Source organism: Pseudomonas sp. HLMP (assembly GCF_046365545.1).
Lineage (GTDB): Bacteria > Pseudomonadota > Gammaproteobacteria > Pseudomonadales > Pseudomonadaceae > Aquipseudomonas > Aquipseudomonas guariconensis_B.
This window is the reverse complement of record NZ_JBDLLR010000001.1, coordinates 2076021-2095118: the sequence shown is the minus strand read 5'-3', so window position 1 is coordinate 2095118 and position 19098 is coordinate 2076021. Positions and strand designations below refer to the sequence as shown.

15 protein-coding genes are annotated in these 19098 nt (G+C 64.3%); 7 read left to right on the top strand and 8 right to left on the bottom strand.

What is annotated here, in order from left to right:
* Positions 1-20 precede the first annotated feature (20 nt).
* The 4 genes from ABFA30_RS09855 to acs all read right to left on the bottom strand — a co-directional run bounded on the left by ABFA30_RS09855 (position 21) and on the right by acs (position 4865).
* Positions 21-719, bottom strand: coding sequence for an ABC transporter permease (locus ABFA30_RS09855; protein ID WP_410045378.1), 699 nt, complete (start codon positions 717-719; stop codon positions 21-23).
* Complete coding sequence (locus ABFA30_RS09850; RefSeq protein ID WP_225789361.1) at positions 716-1405, bottom strand: ABC transporter permease; 690 nt, start codon at positions 1403-1405, stop codon at positions 716-718. The genes ABFA30_RS09855 and ABFA30_RS09850 overlap by 4 nt, the downstream gene beginning before the upstream one ends.
* 91 nt (positions 1406-1496) lie before the next feature.
* Positions 1497-2282: an ABC transporter substrate-binding protein gene (locus tag ABFA30_RS09845; RefSeq protein WP_253081411.1), complete on the bottom strand. Its 786-nt coding sequence runs from the start codon at positions 2280-2282 to the stop codon at positions 1497-1499.
* Positions 2283-2903: 621 nt separating this feature from the next.
* Complete coding sequence (acs, locus tag ABFA30_RS09840; protein ID WP_410045377.1) at positions 2904-4865, bottom strand: acetate--CoA ligase; 1962 nt, start codon at positions 4863-4865, stop codon at positions 2904-2906.
* Between the two features lie 408 nt (positions 4866-5273).
* Between acs and ABFA30_RS09835 the strand changes: the two genes are divergently transcribed.
* On the top strand, positions 5274-5531 hold the full coding sequence (locus ABFA30_RS09835; RefSeq protein WP_225789364.1) for a DUF2790 domain-containing protein: 258 nt from the start codon (positions 5274-5276) through the stop codon (positions 5529-5531).
* A gap of 97 nt (positions 5532-5628) precedes the next feature.
* Here ABFA30_RS09835 and ABFA30_RS09830 read toward each other — a convergent pair whose 3' ends face one another.
* Entirely contained in the window at positions 5629-7188 is a 1560-nt protein-coding gene (locus tag ABFA30_RS09830; RefSeq protein WP_225789365.1) for a sigma-54-dependent transcriptional regulator, read from the bottom strand.
* 257 nt (positions 7189-7445) lie between these two features.
* Here ABFA30_RS09830 and phhA point away from each other — a divergent pair, with 257 nt between their 5' ends.
* The 5 genes from phhA to ABFA30_RS09805 all read left to right on the top strand — a co-directional run bounded on the left by phhA (position 7446) and on the right by ABFA30_RS09805 (position 11465).
* Complete coding sequence (gene phhA / locus ABFA30_RS09825) at positions 7446-8234, top strand: phenylalanine 4-monooxygenase (RefSeq protein WP_225789366.1); 789 nt, start codon at positions 7446-7448, stop codon at positions 8232-8234.
* Positions 8235-8273: 39 nt separating this feature from the next.
* A complete protein-coding gene (locus ABFA30_RS09820; protein WP_225789367.1) occupies positions 8274-8630 on the top strand; it encodes a 4a-hydroxytetrahydrobiopterin dehydratase in 357 nt (118 codons plus the stop codon).
* Positions 8630-9823: an amino acid aminotransferase gene (locus tag ABFA30_RS09815; RefSeq protein ID WP_410045376.1), complete on the top strand. Its 1194-nt coding sequence runs from the start codon at positions 8630-8632 to the stop codon at positions 9821-9823. Before ABFA30_RS09820 ends, ABFA30_RS09815 begins: the two co-directional genes overlap by 1 nt.
* A 229-nt stretch (positions 9824-10052) precedes the next feature.
* Entirely contained in the window at positions 10053-10181 is a 129-nt protein-coding gene (locus ABFA30_RS09810; RefSeq protein ID WP_262923792.1) for a hypothetical protein, read from the top strand.
* A 102-nt stretch (positions 10182-10283) separates the two neighbouring features.
* Positions 10284-11465: an MFS transporter gene (locus tag ABFA30_RS09805; protein WP_253091267.1), complete on the top strand. Its 1182-nt coding sequence runs from the start codon at positions 10284-10286 to the stop codon at positions 11463-11465.
* A gap of 135 nt (positions 11466-11600) precedes the next feature.
* On the opposite strand, the gene ABFA30_RS09800 is transcribed toward ABFA30_RS09805, so the two are convergent.
* Positions 11601-14621: an FAD-binding and (Fe-S)-binding domain-containing protein gene (locus ABFA30_RS09800; protein ID WP_253081473.1), complete on the bottom strand. Its 3021-nt coding sequence runs from the start codon at positions 14619-14621 to the stop codon at positions 11601-11603.
* Positions 14622-14796: 175 nt separating this feature from the next.
* On the opposite strand from ABFA30_RS09800, the gene ABFA30_RS09795 reads away from it, so the two are divergent.
* Positions 14797-15681, top strand: coding sequence for a LysR substrate-binding domain-containing protein (locus tag ABFA30_RS09795; protein WP_253081472.1), 885 nt, complete (start codon positions 14797-14799; stop codon positions 15679-15681).
* 145 nt (positions 15682-15826) lie between these two features.
* Here ABFA30_RS09795 and ABFA30_RS09790 read toward each other — a convergent pair whose 3' ends face one another.
* Both ABFA30_RS09790 and rluB read right to left on the bottom strand, forming a co-directional pair.
* Entirely contained in the window at positions 15827-17245 is a 1419-nt protein-coding gene (locus ABFA30_RS09790) for an amino acid permease (RefSeq protein ID WP_225789372.1), read from the bottom strand.
* Positions 17246-17919: 674 nt separating this feature from the next.
* Positions 17920-18984 carry a 23S rRNA pseudouridine(2605) synthase RluB gene (gene rluB, locus ABFA30_RS09785; protein WP_253081471.1) on the bottom strand — a complete coding sequence of 355 codons (1065 nt, stop codon included), beginning with the start codon at positions 18982-18984 and terminating at the stop codon, positions 17920-17922.
* Between the last annotated feature and the right edge of the window lie 114 nt (positions 18985-19098).

The window sequence follows — 19098 nt, the reverse complement described above, 5'->3', positions numbered from 1 at the left end:
TGTCGGTTCTCACAGAGCGTTCAGTGCTTGCGCGGCGCCAGGTAGCCGAGCCAGCGGCGTTCGGCCATCTTGAACAGGCGCACGAGGATGAAGGTCAGGCACAGGTAGAACACGCCCGCCGTGATGTAGGCCTCGAAAGGCAGGTAGTACTGGGCATTGACGGTGCGCGCCGCGCCGGTGATGTCGATCAGGGTGACGATCGACGCCAGGCTGGTGGTCTGCAGCATCATGATCACTTCGTTGCTGTACTGCGGCAGCGCCCGGCGCAAGGCCGAAGGCAGCAGGATGCGCCGGTACATCTTCATGCGCGACATGCCCACCGCCTTGGCAGCCTCGATCTCGCCATGGGGCGTGGCCTTGAGGCTGCCGGCGATGATCTCGGCGGTGTAGGCGCTGGTATTGATGGCGAAGGCCAGGCAGGCGCAGAAGGTCGCGCTGGACAGCCACGACCAGAGGAAACTCTCGCGCACCGCCTCGAACTGGGCCAGGCCATAGTAGATCAGGAACAGCTGCACCAGCATCGGCGTGCCGCGTATCACATAGGTGTAGAGCCAGGCGGTCATGTTCACCAGCGGCTGCTTCGACACCCGCATCAGGCCCAGCGGAATGGCCGCCAACAAGCCAAAGAACAACGACAGCGCCAGCAGCTTGATGGTGGTCAGCAGCCCGCCGAGGTACAGCGGCATCGCCTCCCAGATCACGTTGTAGTCGAAGATCATAGTTCAGCCGCCTTTACGCCCACCGAGTAGCGCTTCTCGAGATACTTCAGCGCCAGCAGCGAGACACTGGTGAGCACCAGGTACAGGGCCGCTACCGCCAGGAAGAAGGTGAAAGGCTCGCGGGTGGCGTCGGCCGCCTGCTTGGCCTTGAACATCATGTCCTGCAGGCCGACCACCGAGATCAGCGCCGTGGCTTTGGTCAGCACCAGCCAGTTGTTGGTGAAGCCGGGGATCGCCAGGCGGATCATCTGCGGCACCATGATGCGGAAGAACACCTGCCGGCTGCTCATGCCATAGGCCACGCCCGCCTCGGCCTGGCCCTTGGGAATGCCGAGGAAGGCACCGCGGAAGGTTTCCGAGAGATACGCGCCGAAGATGAAGCCCAGGGTACCGATACCGGCAGCCAACGGGTTCAGGTCGATGTAGTCGTCGTAGCCGAGCAACGGCGCGACCCGGTTGAGCACGTCCTGGCCGCCATAGAAGATCAGCAGGATCAGCACCAGGTCCGGGATGCCACGGATCACCGTGGCATACAGGTCGCCCAGCCAGGCCAGCCAGCGCACCGGCGACAAGCGCAACGACACGCCGATCAGGCCAAGCACGATGGCCAGGGCCATCGACGACAGGGCGAGCTGCAGCGTCAGCCACGCCCCGTCGAGGATGACTGCCCCGTAGCCTTTCAACATGATTGGGATTCCTCAGGGCTTGGGAATGAAAAATGGTGCAAACCTCAGAGCTTCTGCTGTTTGCACCATTGCACAGGTGAAACTCGACGTCTTACTGGGCGTCCGGCCCGTAGATGTCGAAGTTGAAGTACTTGTCCTGGATCTCTTTGTACTTGCCGTTGGCACGGATCGCATCGATCGCGGCGTTGATACGCTCGCGGTTGGCGTTGTCGCCCTTGCGCACGGCGATGCCGACGCCGTCGCCGAAGTACTTCACGTCGGTGAAGGACGGGCCGACGAAGGCGAAGCCCTTGCCGGCGTCGGTCTTGAGGAAACCGTCTTCGAGCAGGGTGGCATCGGCCACGGTGCCGTCCAGGCGGCCAGCGGCGACGTCCAGGTAGATTTCGTTCTGGGTGCCGTACGGCACGACGGTGGCGCCCTGCGGAGCCAGGACTTCCTTGGCGAAGCGGTCATGGATCGAGCCGCGCTGCACACCGATCTTCTTGCCCTTCAGCTCGACCAGGCTGTCGCTGACGGTGGTGCCTTCCTTCATGACCAGGCGTGCCGGGGTCAGGTAGTAGCGCTTGGTGAAGTCGACCGACTTCTTGCGGTCCTCGGTGATCGACATGGACGAGAGGATGGCGTCGATCTTGCGCACCTTCAGCGCCGGGATCAGGCCGTCGAACTCTTGCTCGACCCAGGTGCACTTGGCTTTCATCTCTTCGCACAGGGCGTTGCCGATGTCGTAGTCGAAACCGGCGATGCTGCCATCGGGCTGCTTGAAGGCGAAGGGTGGGTAGGCGGCCTCGATACCGATCTTCAACGGTTTTTCATCGGCCTGCGAACCCAGGGACAACACGGACAGCGCAAGGGCGCCAAGCAGTGCGAGCTTCTTCATCTGGTAACTCCATCGGTACGGGGCAATACAAGGCAGGTGTAACGGCTGCCCGATATGCGAATGGGTACAACGCGAGCCGCAGGGGGTATCGACCAAGGTCGCAGACCACGAGCGAGTGAGTGGCATTTTAACGACAGGCGGGTAGTCGATATTTCTTCAAAGCGACAACTAGTTACAGAAGCGCCAGGAACCACGGCGGGCGATATTGACAGCCCTTGCATATTATGCAAGAGCAAAAGAAAAATAACCCATAAGCCAAGCAATAACCGGGCCTATTATTGGCAAACCCTTGTAGTCCGGCAAGCGCAGCGTGCCGTCGCGTACGAAACGCCTGCAGAATCGCCCTACAATGGCACACGAATGTTTCTACTCGCCCCGCTTCTGGGCGAAATTGGGTAGCCCAAGGGGTTACCGATGGATGTCGGGTAACAAAAGCAAACACCTCGCCAAAGACGTAAGTTCACTGAAGCCCCGCCGACCCGTACCGGGGCCGCCTTGCGCCCCATCGCGACACAAGGCCGCTCCCGCACCGTTCATGCAACGCCCATTGTCGGGCGCTACACGGACACCGCGGGAGCGGCCTTGTGTCGCGAATGGACTGCAAGGCAGCCCCGATTCACATCAGGCTGACGCGAGCCCCATCGCCTTGTGGGTATCGATCAGGTGCTGCACCACACCCGGGTCGGCCAGGGTCGAGATATCCCCCAGCGCGTCGTACTCGCCGGTCGCGATCTTGCGCAAAATACGGCGCATGATCTTGCCCGAACGGGTCTTCGGCAGCCCCGGCGCCCACTGGATCACATCCGGCGAGGCGATCGGGCCGATCTCCTTGCGCACCCAGTTCTTCAGCTCCAGACGCAGTTGCTCGCTCGGCTCCACGCCGGCGTTGAGGGTGACATAGACATAGATGCCCTGCCCCTTGATGTCGTGCGGCACACCGACCACCGCCGCCTCGGCGACCTTCGAGTGGGCGACCATCGCGCTCTCGATCTCGGCGGTGCCCATGCGGTGGCCGGAGACGTTGAGCACGTCGTCGACACGGCCGGTGATCCAGTAGTAGCCGTCCTCGTCGCGACGCGCACCGTCACCGGTGAAGTACATGCCACGGAAGGTCTTGAAGTAGGTGTCGACGAAGCGGTCGTGGTCGCCGTACAGCGAGCGCGACTGGCCCGGCCAGGAGTCGAGGATGACCAGGTTGCCCTCGGCGGCGCCTTCGATCAGGTTGCCCAGGTTGTCCACCAGCGCCGGCACCACGCCGAAGAACGGACGGGTCGCCGAGCCTGGCTTCAGGCCAGTGGCGCCCGGCAGCGGGCTGATCAGGATGCCGCCAGTCTCGGTCTGCCACCAGGTGTCGACGATCGGGCAGCGCTCCTTGCCGACGGTCTGGTAGTACCAGTTCCAGGCCTCGGGGTTGATCGGCTCGCCCACCGAGCCCAGCAGGCGCAGGCTGGAGCCATCGGCGCCGGCGACCGCCGCCTCGCCCTCGGCCATCATCGCGCGGATGGCGGTCGGCGCGGTGTAGAGAATGTTGACCTTGTGCTTGTCGATGATCTTCGACACCCGAGTGATGTCCGGGTAGTTCGGCACGCCCTCGAACAGCAGCGTGGTGGCGCCGTTGGCCAGCGGGCCATAGACGATGTAGCTGTGGCCGGTGACCCAGCCCACGTCGGCGGTGCACCAGTAGACTTCGCCCGGGCGATAGTCGAAGACCCGCTCATGGGTCAGCGCGGCGTACACCAGATAGCCGCCGGTGGTGTGCAGCACGCCCTTGGGCTTGCCGGTGGAGCCGGAGGTATAAAGGATGAACAGCGGCTCCTCGGCGCCCATTTCCTTCGGCGCGCAATGGTTGGAGGCGACTTTCATCAGGTCTTCGTACCAGATGTCGCGGTGCTGGTGCCAGGCGATCTCGCCACCGGTGCGCTTGCACACGATGATCTTCTGCACGCTGCTGGTTTCAGGGTTGGTCAGGGCCAGGTCGACATTGGCCTTGAGCGGCGTATGGCGGCCACCGCGCACGCCTTCGTCGGCCGTTATCACCACCTTGGAGCGGCAGTCGATGATGCGGCCGGCCAGGGCCTCGGGCGAGAAGCCACCGAATACCACCGAATGGATCGCGCCGATACGGGCACAGGCCAGCATGGCCACCACGGCTTCCGGGATCATCGGCATGTAGATGGTCACCACGTCGCCACGGTGCACGTCCTGGCCACGCAGGGCGTTGGCGAACTTGCAGACCTGCTCGTGCAACTCGCGGTAGGTGATGTTGCGGCTTTCGGAAGGGTCGTCGCCTTCCCAGATGATGGCGACCTGGTCACCACGCTCTTCCAGGTGGCGGTCCAGGCAGTTGTAGGAAACGTTCAGAGTGCCGTCAGCGAACCATTTGATGTCGACATGGTGATCGTCGAAGGAGGTCTGCTTGACCTTGGTGAAAGGCTTGATCCAGTCCAGGCGCTGGGCCTGCTCACGCCAGAAGCCGTCCGGGTTGATCACCGATTGCTGGTACATGGCCTTGTAGGTGGCCTCGTCGGTCAGGGTACTGGCCGCAACCTCGGGACGAACGGGATACAGTGGAGCCGCACTCATCTGTTTTACCTCGGTGTAATAGTTGTTTTTGTATGAAACCGTTTGTAACTGTACCAGAGCGGCAAAGGCCATTCGACGTTGGTAGTACCAAGGCCGGTATTTTTCCCTGTCGCGCGAGGCGAGCGCTCTAGTTGGCGCACTCCAGCCCAGCACACAGGGCGGGGGCAGATTTTTGCCGGGGATTGTTACAGATTCTGTCAAAAGACTTTATCAAAAGTCCCTCTGTTTCAGCCTCTGGCACCCCCATAGAATTCACCTCGCCAGCAATGGCAAGGCGATTAACTTCTTGTAACAGCCCCCACGAAGGCATGTTAATCCCCCGCTAATTTCGATAGTTGAAAACTGGATGTACTCGCGGCGCCACAAGCGCCGCGTGCCCCCTCACGACCTTAGACAGGTAAATTGAAAATGAAAGCTTTACTGGTATTGGTACTTGGTGGTCTTTGCAGCGCGGCGATGGCCGACGAAGTTGCAAAGGATGCCGAGCAGATTCCGGTTGAACAGTACAGTTATTCGCAGCACCTGGACATTGCCCGGGTCATCTCCATGAGCGAAGTACCCAATGTCTGCGAAGTGGTGCCTGCACGCATGACCTACGAAGATTCCAAGGGCCAGAAGCACATTCTCGAATACCGTGTGATGGGCAACGGCTGCTCCAACGGTTGAGGCGCCTTGCCTTCTTTGGGGCCGCGAAGCGGCCCCAAAATGACAACCGAGCGTCTTCGCAAAAGGGCTGCATGACAGCCCCGATATGAACCTGGTTCTACTCGGCTGTTTTATTGAGCGAATAATCACGCAACTTATTGGCAATCGTCGTATGGGAAACGCCCAACCGCTTGCCCAATGCCCGACTACTTGGAAACTCGCTCATCAAACTTTCCAGTACGGCTTTTTCAAAACGCCCGACAATTTCCGAAAGATCCCCCTCCAGTGAAAACTCACCCAAGGGTTGACGCGCACCATAATCCGGCAGGCGAATATGTTCGCCTTTCACCACACCGCCCTCGCACAACGACACAGCCTGAAACAGCACGTTCTCCAATTGCCGCACGTTACCCGGCCAGTGGTACTGGCCCAGCTTTTCCATCGCCGCTGGCGCCAGGTGCGGCATCGGGCAGCCGATCTGCCGGCTGGCCTGGTCGAGGAAGTGCTGCACCAGGCCCTCCAGGCCATCCATGCATTCGCGCAGCGGCGGGATGTGCAACGACAGTACGTTCAGGCGATGGTAGAGGTCCTGGCGAAACTCGCCACGGGCGCACAGTTCGGACAGGTCCACCTGGGTGGCGCAGATCACCCGCACGTCCAAGTACACCTCCTCGTCGCTGCCGACCCGCCGGAAGCAGCCATCCTGCAGGAAGCGCAGCAGCTTGACCTGCAGGCGCGGGCTCATTTCCCCCACCCCGTCGAGGAACAACGTGCCGCCCGCCGTCAGCTCCAGCAGCCCCAGCTTGCCCTCGGCGCGCGCACCCTCGAACGCGCCCGGGCCGTAGCCGAACAGCTCGGTCTCGGCCATGGACTCCGGCAGGCCGGCGCAGTTGAGCGCCATCAGTGGCGCCTGGCCACGCGGGCTGGCCAGGTGGCAGGCGCGGGCCAGCAGCTCCTTGCCGGTGCCGGTCTCGCCTTCGATCAGCAGCGGTGCATCCAGCGGCGCCATGCGCCGCGCCTCGCGCACCACCGCCGCCATCACCCGCGAGCTCTGGAAGATGCTGTCGAAGCCGCGCAGCTCCTGCTTGCGTACGTTATAGATGCGCTCGCCGATACGGTCGGCCCGGTGCAGGGTGAGCACCGCGCCGGCCAGTGCCTCGCTGTCGTCATGCTCCGACTGCAACGGGGCGATGTCGGCGAGGAACACATCGCCCTTGACCTTGATGCGCAGGCCGTTGATCCGCGACTTGTTGGCGCGCACCAGTTCCGGCAGGTCGAAGTCCTCGACGTAGCGTGCCAGGGGGATGCCCGGCACCTCGTCGACCCGCACCCCGAGCAGTTGGGCAGCAGCGCGGTTGGCAGCGACGATGCTGCCGCCCATGTCGATCGACAGCACCGGGAACTCCAGGGCACCGAGCAACGCATTGAGCTCCATGTGCCGACGCTCGCTGGGCATCAGGCCCACACGCTTGACGCCGAACACCCCGGCGATCGACTCGAACTTCGGCCGCAGCGCCTGGAACTGCAGGTTGATCAGGTTCGGGCAATGCAGGTAGATGGCGTTGCCATGGTCGCCGCCGACCTCTCCCCGCAGCACGTTGATGCCGTATTCCACCAGCAGGTTGAGGATGTCGCGCAGGATGCCGATGCGGTTCTGGCAATGCACTTTGATACGCATGGAAAAGGCCCCGAGGCAGCCGGATTTTTCACCGGCGCATGGAAAAGTCGTAAAGATAAGCTGACAAAATAATCCAGACGGCCAGCTCGATACCCGCGATTTTCCGGGACCAGGCTCATTTTGTAAAATTTACGTTACGAAAACAGGATGAAAGGTCCTCCATGCACCCCACCGCACCCCGTGCAAAGCTGGCAGCGAGGGGATATTCCTAGGGTATGTCGTGAACATAACAAGAAAGCCCTCACCAGGAGAGCCACATGAAACAGACGCAATACGTGGCACGCGAGCCCGATGCGCACGGTTTTATCGACTACCCGCAGCAGGAACACGCGGTATGGAACACCTTGATCACCCGGCAGCTGAAGGTGATCGAAGGCCGCGCATGCCAGGAATACCTGGACGGCATCGAGCAGCTCAAGCTGCCCCACGATCGTATTCCCCAACTGGGTGAAATCAACAAGGTCCTGGGTGCCACCACCGGCTGGCAGGTCGCCCGCGTACCGGCGCTGATCCCCTTCCAGACCTTTTTCGAACTGCTGGCCAGCAAGCGCTTCCCGGTCGCCACCTTCATCCGCACCCCGGAAGAACTGGACTACCTGCAAGAGCCGGACATCTTCCACGAGATCTTCGGCCACTGCCCGCTGCTGACCAACCCCTGGTTCGCCGAGTTCACCCACACCTACGGCAAGCTGGGCCTGGCGGCCACCAAGGAAGAACGTGTGTACCTGGCGCGCCTGTACTGGATGACCATCGAGTTCGGCCTGATGGACACGCCACAGGGCCGCAAGATCTATGGCGGCGGCATCCTGTCCTCGCCCAAGGAAACCGTCTACTGCCTGTCCGGCGAGCCGGAACACCAGGCCTTCGACGCCCTCGAAGCCATGCGCACGCCGTATCGCATCGATATCCTGCAGCCGCTGTACTTCGTCCTGCCGAACCTCAAGCGCCTGTTCGACCTGGCCCACGAAGACATCATGGCCCTGGTCCGCCAGGCCATGCAACTGGGCCTGCACGCACCGAAGTTTCCACCCAAGGCGGCCGCCTGAGCCGCCTTGCCGAATAACAACTCAAACCGGAAAAGACCCATGAATGCCTTGAACCAAGCCCATTGCGAAGCCTGCCGCGCCGACGCGCCGAAAGTCACCGACGAGGAACTGGCGGTACTGATCCGCGAGATTCCAGACTGGAACATCGAAGTTCGCGACGGCCACATGGAGCTGGAGCGCGTCTTCCTGTTCAAGAACTTCAAGCACGCCCTGGCTTTCACCAACGCCATCGGCGAGATCGCCGAGGCCGAGGGCCATCATCCAGGCCTACTGACCGAGTGGGGCAAGGTCACCGTCACCTGGTGGAGCCACTCGATCAAGGGCCTGCACCGCAACGACTTCATCATGGCCGCGCGCACCGACCAAGTCGCCGAAACTGCCGAAGGGCGCAAGTGATGCATTTCCAAGCCATTGGCCGGGTCCCTGGCGACCCGATCCTGGGGCTGATGGACGCCTACGCCCGCGACGCCAATCCGGCGAAGTTCGACCTGGGTGTGGGCGTGTTCAAGGACGCCCAGGGCCTGACGCCGATCCCCGCGGCGGTCAAGCAGGCCGAACAGCGCCTGGTGGCGCAGCAAGCCACCAAAAGCTATGTCGGCGGCCACGGTGACCCAGCGTTCGGCCGCCTGGTCAGCGAACTGGTGCTGGGCAGCGCTTCGCCGCTGCTCGCCAGCCAGCGCGCCGGCGCGACCCAGACCCCGGGCGGCACCGGCGCCCTGCGCCTGGCGGCGGAGTTCATCGCCCACTGCCTGCCGGGCCGCGGCGTCTGGCTCAGCGACCCGACCTGGCCGATCCACGAGTCCCTGTTTGCCAGCGCCAAGTTGAAGGTGTCGCACTACCCCTATGTCGGTGCGGACAACCGCCTGGATGTCGCTGGCATGCTGGCGGCCCTGGAGCAGATGCCGGAAGGCGACGTGGTGCTGCTGCACGCCTGCTGCCACAACCCCACCGGCTTCGACCTGGGCCAGGACGACTGGCGTGCGGTGCTCGAGGTGGTGCGCAGGCGCAACCTGCTGCCGCTGATCGACTTCGCCTACCAGGGCTTCGGCGACGGCCTGGAAGAAGATGCCTGGGCGGTACGGCTGTTCGCCGCGGAGCTGCCGGAGCTGCTGGTCACCAGCTCCTGCTCGAAGAACTTCGGCCTGTACCGCGAGCGCACCGGCGCCCTGCTGGTGTGCAGCCACGATGCCGAGAAGCTGCAGGACGTGCGCAGCCAACTGGCACTGCTGGCCCGCAACCTGTGGTCGACACCGCCGGACCACGGCGCCGCGGTGGTCGCGCAGATCCTCGGCGACCCGGCCCTCAAGGCCTTGTGGGTCGAGGAAGTGAACGCCATGCGCCAGCGCATCGCCGAGTTGCGCCACGGCCTGGTCAAGGCGCTGGAGCCCCACGGGCTGGCGCAGCGCTTCGCTCATATCGCCGCGCAACGCGGGATGTTCTCCTACACCGGGCTGGATCCGGAGCAGGTTCGCCTGCTGCGGGAAAAGCACAGCGTGTACATGGTCGGTACCGGCCGGGCGAACATCGCCGGCGCCGATGCCCAGCGCCTGGAGCAACTGGCAGCGGCGATCGCCGACGTCTGTCGCTGAGCCTGGCCCGAGCCGCTCACCCATGATCTGGGGCTGCCTTGCAGCCCCAGATAGCGCTGCAAACCTGGACCGACCAGCCCCGCAACCGCCAACACCACCGTCGCAAAACCGACCAGCGACCCGGAAAAATTTCAAACTGTCACCCAGACTCCTGTATCCTGCCCCAGCTTTTCGAAGCCTCCACGCGCCTGGCGCAGTCTTTTCACTCACACTTGCGAGGAACGACGAGATGCATGAAATCCCGAATCTTCCCTTCCCAAGCCTGAACCCCGAAGAGCAAACCGTTGCCGCCCACACCGAACCGACGCCCGCCGTCGAGCAGGATGGCGACGATCAACCCTGCGCCGACCAGGAATAACCGCGCATCCCATCCGACAGTGTGAAAACGGCTGACTCGCGGGAACCTTGCCCGTCATCGCGTTTTCACACCGTCCAGAACCCCAGCCCACGAAAGCGCCCCATGCCCGACTCACCGCGCCCCCTTGCGGTCACCCTGCAAGTCGTCTCCATCGTCCTCTTCACCTTCATCGGCTACCTGAACATCGGCATTCCCCTGGCCGTGCTGCCCGGCTACGTGCACAACGACCTGGGGTTCAGCGCCGTGGTCGCGGGCCTGGTGATCAGCGTCCAGTACCTGGCCACCCTGCTCAGCCGCCCCACCGCCAGCCGCATCATCGACAACCTCGGCAGCAAGAAAGCGGTCATGTACGGCCTGCTCGGCTGCGGGCTGAGCGGGGTGTTCATGCTGGCCTGCAGCTTCCTCACCTCGCTGCCCTGGCTGAGCCTGGCCTGCTTGCTCATCGGCCGCCTGGTGCTGGGCAGCGCCGAAAGCCTGGTGGGCTCCGGCTCGATCGGCTGGGGCATCGGCCGGGTCGGCGCCGAGCACACCGCCAAGGTCATCTCCTGGAACGGCATCGCCAGCTATGGCGCATTGGCCATCGGCGCCCCGCTGGGCGTGCTGATGGTGAAGACCCTGGGGCTGTGGAGCATGGGCGCGAGCATCATCCTGCTGGCGGTGCTCGGCTTGCTGCTGGCCTGGCCGAAACATGCCGCCCCAGTGGTCGCCGGCGTGCGCCTGCCGTTCCTGCGGGTGCTGGGCAAAGTATTCCCCCATGGCTCTGGATTGGCCCTGGGCTCGATCGGCTTCGGCACCATCGCCACCTTCATCACCCTGTACTACGCCAGCCGTGACTGGCCCAACGCCGCACTGACCCTGAGCCTGTTCGGCGCCAGCTTCATCAGCGCACGGCTGCTGTTCGGCAACCTGATCAACCGCATCGGAGGTTTCCGTGTGGCGATCGTCTGCCTGGCGGTGGAAACCCTGGGCCTGCTGATGCTGTGGCTGGCGCCGAGTGCCGAACTGGCCCTGGCCGGCGCGGCCTTGAGCGGGTTCGGTTTCTCGCTGGTGTTCCCGGCACTGGGGGTGGAGGCGGTGAACCAGGTATCGGCGGCCAACCGCGGGGCGGCAGTGGGTGCCTATTCGCTGTTCATCGACCTGTCGCTGGGGATCACGGGACCACTGGTGGGGGCCGTGGCGTCGGGGTTCGGCTTTGCCTCGATCTTCCTGTTCGCGGCGGCGGCGTCTTGCTGTGGGCTGGTGTTGAGCCTGTACCTGTATCGCCAGGCGCGACTGGGGCGCTGAAAGGACGATCCTGGGGCCGCTCTGCAGCCCATCGTCGACAAGCCGGCTCCCCCAGGGTTGCGAGTCGCTCGCAAACGCTGTGGTTTGCAGGGCCCTGTGGGAGCGGGCTTGTCGGGGCGCGAGGCGCCCCTTCTTTCAGCGCTGCGCGTACTGCAACACCACCTCCAGCGGATGCCGCATCTGCCGCTCGGTCATGCGCTTGACCTGGCTGCGGCACGAATAGCCGGTCGCCAGCGCCTCCCCTTCCTTGTCCAGCTTGGTCGCCCAGGACTGCTCGAAGATGGTCCGCGAGGTCTCCTGGTTGCGCGCCTCATGGCCATAGGTGCCCGACATGCCGCAGCAGCCAGTGGCCTCGGTGACCAGCTTCAGGCCCAGACGGGCGAACACCTGCTCCCACTGCCGGGTGCTGGCCGGCACGTTGGTCTTCTCGGTGCAGTGGGCCATCAGGCGGAAGCTGCCACTATTGCCCTCGGCCTGCTCGGGCAGCACGTCCATCAGCCACTCCTGGGGCAGCAGCACCTTCGGGCAGCCATCCAGCCCCTCCACCTTCTGGTACTCCTGGCGGTAGACCAGGGTCATGGCCGGGTCCAGCCCCACCAGCGGCACACCACAGTCGGCCAGGGCCTTGAGCTGGGTGGCGTTGCGGATCGCCGCCTTGGCGAAGGCACCGAGGAAGCCCTGCACGTGCAACGGCTTGCCATTGGCGCTGTAGGGCGCCAGGAACACACGGTGGCCGAGGCGATGGGCCAGTTCGATGAATGCCGCCAGCAGCGGCGTCTCGAAGTAACGGGTGAAGGCGTCCTGGACCAGCACGATGCTGCGCTCGCGCTGGGCCGGGGTCAGTTCGCGCAGGGCTGGCACGCTGGCCACGGCGACACGGCAACGGGTCAGGGTCGACTGGAAGTTGAAGCGGCTGATCAACGGGCTGTCGACCATGCCGACCTTGTCCGCCAGCAGCCGGCTCACCCATTTCGACCCCATCACCGCGTTGTACAGCCCCGGCGCGTGGGCCAGGTAGGGAATGGTGAATTCCAGCGAACCGATCAGGTAGTCACGCAGCGGGCGCTGGTAGCGGCCGTGGTACAGCTCGAGGAAACGCGAGCGGAAGTCCGGCACGTTGACCTTGATCGGGCACTGCCCCGCGCAGGACTTGCACGCCAGGCAGCCGGCCATGGCGTCGTAGACCTCGTGGGAGAAGTCCTCCTGGCCCTGGCTGCGCGCCCGGTTGTTGCGCAGCCGCGCCGGCAGGCCCTTGAGCCAGGACACCTTGTTGCGCGCCGCCGCCAGCACGTCGATATCCGCCGCCCCCTGCAGGCGCAGCCATTCGCGGATCAGCGAGGCACGGCCCTTGGGCGAATGCTGGCGCTCGCGAGTGGCCTTCCACGACGGGCACATGGCATCGTTGGGGTCGTAGTTGTAGCAGGCGCCATTGCCGTTGCAGTGCACGGCGCTGCCGAAGCTCTGCCAGACCCGCTCGTCGATGGTCCGGTCGAGGTCGCCGCGCAGGGTCACGCCATCGACCCTGGTCAGGCCTTCGGCGTTGTCCGGCGGCGTGCAGATCTTGCCCGGGTTGAGCTGGTTGTGTGGGTCGAAGGCCCCCTTCAAGCGTTGCAGCGCGGGGTACAGTTCACCGAAGTACTCCGGCACGTATTCCGAGCGCAGGCCCTTGCCGTGCTCGCCCCAGAGCAGGCCGCCATAACGCTGGGTCAGCGCCGCCACGGCATCGGAAATCGGCTTGACCAGCGCGGCCTGGGCCGGGTCCTTCATGTCCAGGGCCGGGCGCACGTGCAACACGCCAGCATCGACATGGCCGAACATGCCGTAGGCCAGGCCGTGGCCGTCGAGCAAGGCACGGAAGTCGGCGATGTAGTCGGCCAACTGCTCCGGTGGTACCGCGGTGTCCTCGACGAACGGCTGCGGCCGGACCTCGCCCTCGACGTTGCCCAGCAAACCCACCGAACGTTTGCGCATGGCATAGACACGGGTCACCGCCTCGGCGCCCTCGGCCAGGGTATGGCCCAGGCGCTCGACACTGGTGTCGGCCTTGAGGTGGGCGATGAAGGCCTCGACCCGGGCGTTGACCTCGGCCGGCTCGTCACCGCAGAACTCCACCAGGTTGATGCCCAGGGTCGGACGCTCCGGGTCGGCCGGGAAGTATTCGGCGACGCTGTGCCAGACGATGTCCTGCATGGCCAGCATCAGCACCTTGGAATCGACGGTCTCGATCGACAGCGGCTTGTGCGCCATCAACGCATTGGCGTCGCGCAGGGCATCCATGAAGCTGGTGTAGCGTACGTTCACCAGTACCGCGTATTTGGGGATCGGCAACACGTTGAGCTTGGCCTCGACCACGTAGCCCAGCGAGCCCTCGGCGCCGCACAACACGCTGTTGAGGTTGAAGCGGCCCTGCTCGTCGCGCAGGTGGGCCAGATCGTAGCCAGTCAGGCAGCGGTTGAGCTTGGGGAAGGTACTTTCGATCAATTCGCCCTGGGTCTGCTGGATCTCTCGGGCCATGCGGTACACCTCGCCGACCCGGCCAGGCGCGGCACAGGCCTGCTCCAGCGCCTGGTCGTCGATCGGCAGGCTGTGCAGGCGTTCGCCGCCGAGCAGCACGCTGTGCAGCTCGAGCACGTGGTCGCGGGTCTTGCCATAGGTGCAACTGCCTTGGCCGCTGGCATCGGTGTTGATCATGCCGCCCACGGTGGCGCGGTTGGAGGTGGACAGTTCTGGGGCGAAGAACAGCCCATGGGGCTTGAGCGCAGCATTGAGCTGGTCCTTGACCACGCCGGCCTGGACCCGCACCCAACGCTCCTCGACGTTGATCTGGAGGATCTTGTTCATGTGCCGCGACAGGTCGACGACGATACCGTCGGTCAACGACTGGCCGTTGGTCCCCGTGCCGCCGCCGCGCGGGGTCAGCTTGACCTGGCGAAAGCGCGGCTCGGCCATCAGCGCCGCCACCCGCGCCACATCGTCGGCATCCTGCGGGAACACCGCCGCCTGGGGCAGGCGCTGGTAGATGGAGTTGTCGGTGGCGAGCACCGTGCGGGTGCCGTAGTCGGCACTGATCTGGCCACGGAAGCCGCTGGCACGCAGGGCGTCGAGAAATTCAGGGTAGTTGGCGCTAGGGGCGCTGGTCGGCAACTGGGCGATCATCGATGGATGGCCTCTTGATATTGGCTAGGTCACGGGCATTCGGGTGCAGCTGCAGGGCGTTCCCCTGCAGTTCCGGTATGTATGTTTCAAGACCGGATGACGGATGTGCCAATGTTCCTGTACTTTCCAGCCAGGGGCAAACGGATATTCCTGCCGCTATCGATGAGCTTTATGAATGAATTACCGCCACCTGACACCCTCGATGTCGCTGCTGCTGGCCTTCGAGGCCGCCGCCCGGCACGAAAGCTATACCCGCGCCGCCGCCGAGCTGTCGCTGACCCAGAGCGCGGTCAGCCGGCAGGTGCAGGCCCTGGAGCAGCAGCTTGGGCTGACGCTGTTTCGCCGCGAGGGGCGCCAGGTCCAACTGACCGATGTCGGCCGCCTGTACCAGCGCGAACTGAGCGAAGCCCTGGGCCGCATCCGCAGCGCCACCTTGCAGGCGCTGGCCTATCAGTCCGGCGTCGGCACCCTGCGCCTGGCCACCCTGCCCACGTTCGGCTCGAAATGGCTGCTGCCGCGCCTGCATGCGTTCTACAGCGCCCACCCAGGGATGCTGGTACACATTCATTCGCGGATCGAAGCCATCAACTTCGACACCAGCGAGATCGACGCCGCCATCGGCGTGGCGACCCATGACCTGCCGGGGTTGATCTGCCATCGGCTGCATGCCGAGGAGCTGGTGGTGATCCTGCCACCGGAGGCTGCGGGCGACCCGCAAGGCTGGAGCCCGGCGCGCATCAGCGAGCAGGTGCTGCTGAATGTCGCCAACAACCCCCATGCCTGGGGCGAATGGTTCTCCCACCACGCCCTGGCGCACCGAGCCATGCGCCTGGGGCCGAGCTTCGAGCTGACCTCGCACCTGATCCAGGCGGTACGGGCCGGGATCGGCATCGGCCTGGTGCCGCGAATCTTGGTGGAGGAAGAGCTGGCCAGCGGGGAGCTGTTCAGCGCCGGGTTGCCGTTCGCCAGCCAGCGCAGCTATTACCTGATCTACCCACCGCGCAACGAGGCATTGCCATCGTTGCGGGCGTTTCGCAGCTGGTTGCTGGAGCAGATCTGAGCCTATTGGGTGGGCACTATTTTCACCGCCCTTTGGGGCGCGAAGCGGCCCCGAAATTACACTGCCCGACATTAGCCGACCCTGACAGCAAAAAACCCGATGCCAGTCACCTGGCATCGGGTTTCCCAAGCCTGCGCCTGAGCGCTTACTTGGCCACGCTACCCACCGCAGCGTGGCGCTGCTGGCCACGCTTGCTCTTGAGCAGGTAGCACACGTACATCACCACCAGCCACACCGGAATCGCATACACCGAGATCTGGATCCCCGGAATCTGCAGCATGATGCCCAGGATCAGCACCACGAAGGCCAGGCACAGGTAGTTGCCATAGGGGTACCACAGCGCCTTGAACAGCGGCTTCTGGCCGGTACGGTCCAGGTGCTGGCGGAACTTCAGGTGCGAGTAGCTGATCATCGCCCAGTTGATCACCAGTGCCGCGACCACCAGCGACATCAGCAGCTCCAGGGCGTGCTGCGGGATCAGGTAGTTGAGCAGCACCGCCACCAGGGTGACGCCCGCCGACGCCAGGATCGAGCGTACCGGTACGCCACGCTTGTCGATCTTCGCCAGGCCCGCCGGAGCATCGCCCTGCTCGGCCATGCCGTAGAGCATGCGCGCATTGCAGTAGGTGCCGCTGTTGTACACCGACAGTGCCGCGGTCAGGACCACGAAGTTCAGCAGGTGGGCGGCCACGTCGCTACCCAGCAGGGAGAAGACCTGGACGAATGGGCTGCTGCCGTAGCTACCGCCAGAGGCATCGATGCTGGCCACCAGGCTGTCCCACGGGGTCAGCGAGAGCAGCACCACCAGGGCGCCGATGTAGAAGATCAGGATACGGTAGATGACCTGGTTGATCGCCTTGGGGATCACGGTACGGGGCTTGTCGGCCTCGGCTGCGGTGAAGCCGAGCATTTCCAGGCCGCCGAAGGAGAACATGATGATCGCCAGGGCCATGACCAGCCCGCTCACGCCATGGGGGAAGAAGCCGCCATGGGCCCAGAGGTTGGTGACCGAGGCTTCAGGGCCGCCGCTGCCACTGGTCAGCAGGTAGGCACCCAGGCCGATCATGCCGACGATGGCCAGGACCTTGATGATCGCGAACCAGAACTCGGCCTCGCCGAACACCTTGACGTTCATCAGGTTGATGGCGTTGATCAGCAGGAAGAAGGCAGCCGCCGTGACCCAGGTGGGGATCTCCGGCCACCAGTAGTGGACGTACTTGCCGACCGCCGACAGCTCCGACATGCCGACCAGGATGTACAGCACCCAGCAGTTCCAGCCGGACAGGAAGCCGGCGAAGCCACCCCAGTACTTGTGGGCGAAGTGGCTGAAGGAGCCGGCCACCGGTTCCTCGACGATCATCTCGCCCAGTTGGCGCATGATCATGAAGGCGATGAAGCCGCAGATGGCATAGCCGAGGATCATCGACGGGCCGGCGGACTTCATCACGCCGGCCGAGCCCAGGAACAATCCGGTACCGATCGCGCCTCCCAGGGCGATCAGCTGGATATGGCGGTTTTTCAGGCCCCGCTTGAGCTCGCCTGACTGCATGTTGTGTCCACTCATGAACGAAGTCACCTGCTTGTTTTTATCTGTGACGGAATCGGACCCACCGCGCTCGTGGCGCAGCGGAATGGGCAAGGTGGTTACCTTGGGTTTCTCGGGACTCGGGCAAGAGCCCTGGGCGGATCAACCGGGAGTCGGCGAGAGTGCGTGGTACGCATAGGGGTCACAGGTAAAACGCGGCGCATTGTATACCCCTGCGCACGCGCAGGCGTCAACGCGTTGCGTCGTTTCCTGATGAAAAAACGCACCGGTCCTGGGGGGAAAGCCTGGAAAGGCGGAGTGATCGGCGTACATGGCGCCTCCATTTGTTGTTTTCGATGCCCGGCTCTGCGGCCCGGCCTTGCACACGGCAATGGCGCTATATCAACGCGGGGCGAGGGTTTGGACAAGGGGGCGGGAGGGGCGGGAAAAGCGCTGGGACGGCGGATGCGGCAAGTTCTGTTTACAGGCAGGGGAAAGAGTAGGGAATTCACCCTGATTCGTAAAAAAATCCTTACAAGGCGGTGTGAAAAGTTTCCGCTGCTTGAAGAAATATCTGTGGGATCAGGTAGTTAGGGACTGCCCATTTGCGCCCCTATTACGACACAAGGCCGCTCCCACAGGCACAGCGCTGTGCCTGTGGGAGCGGCCTTGTGTCGCGATAGGGGCGCGAAACGGCCCCAGGCAATCGCTGCTCAGCCGCGCGGCTTGCCGCGACCACGCCCCGCGGGCTTGTCGCCGTCGGGCCGGGCCGGGCGCTTGCGCATCTCGCTCGGACGCTCCGCCACGGTGCTACCGCGACCACCCTTGCGCGGTGCGGCCTCTTCGCGAGCAGGGCGCGCCGGACGCTCGGCCTGGCCCTCATGGGCCGGACGCAAGGTACGCACACGCTCGCCACGCCCCAGCGGGCGGGTGGACTTGCGCTGCATGCGCTCGAGCTTGTCCTTGGCCTTGAGGTTCAATGCCGGCAGCGCCACCGGCTGCAGCCCGACCTCGGCGGCGAGGATGTCGATCTCGCCCTGGGTCATCTCGCGCCAGCGCCCCATGGGCAGGTCGGCATTGAGGAACACCGGGCCGAAGCGTACCCGCTTGAGGCGGCTGACCACCACGCCCTGGGATTCCCACAGGCGGCGTACCTCACGGTTGCGGCCTTCCATCACCACGCAGTGGTACCAGTGGTTGAAGCCTTCACCGCCCGGAGCCTTCTGGATATCGGTGAACTTGGCCGGGCCGTCCTCGAGCATCACGCCGGCCTTGAGCCGCTCGATCATGTCGTCGTCGACCTCGCCGCGCACCCGTACCGCGTACTCGCGGTCCATCTCGTAGGACGGGTGCATCAGGCGGTTGGCCAGCTCGCCATCGGTCGTGAACAGCAACAGGCCGGTGGTGTTGATGTCCAGGCGGCCGATGTTGATCCAGCGGCCTTCCTTCGGCCGCGGCAGGCGGTCGAACACGGTCGGGCGGCCCTCGGGGTCGTCACGGGTGCAGATCTCGCCATCGGGCTTGTTGTACATGATCACCCGGCGGGTCGCCTCGGCGGCTTCCACGCGCTTGATCAGCTTGCCATCGACGGCGATGGCGTCGTGCAGGTCGACGCGCTGGCCGAGGGTGGCTTCGACGCCATTGACCTTGATCCGGCCCTGGCTGATCCAGGCCTCGACATCACGGCGCGAGCCGACGCCAATGCGCGCCAGCACCTTCTGCAGCTTTTCGCCGGACGGCGGGGTAGGTTGGGTTTCCTGCAGGTCTTTGTCACTCATCTGGGCACCTCCCGGTGTATGTAGTGAAATCGGTCTTGGCGACGGATGCGCCAAAGGGGCGCGCATCATACGCGGTTCGACGGGCGAACGCACTGGAGACTAGCGGGTTTTCTT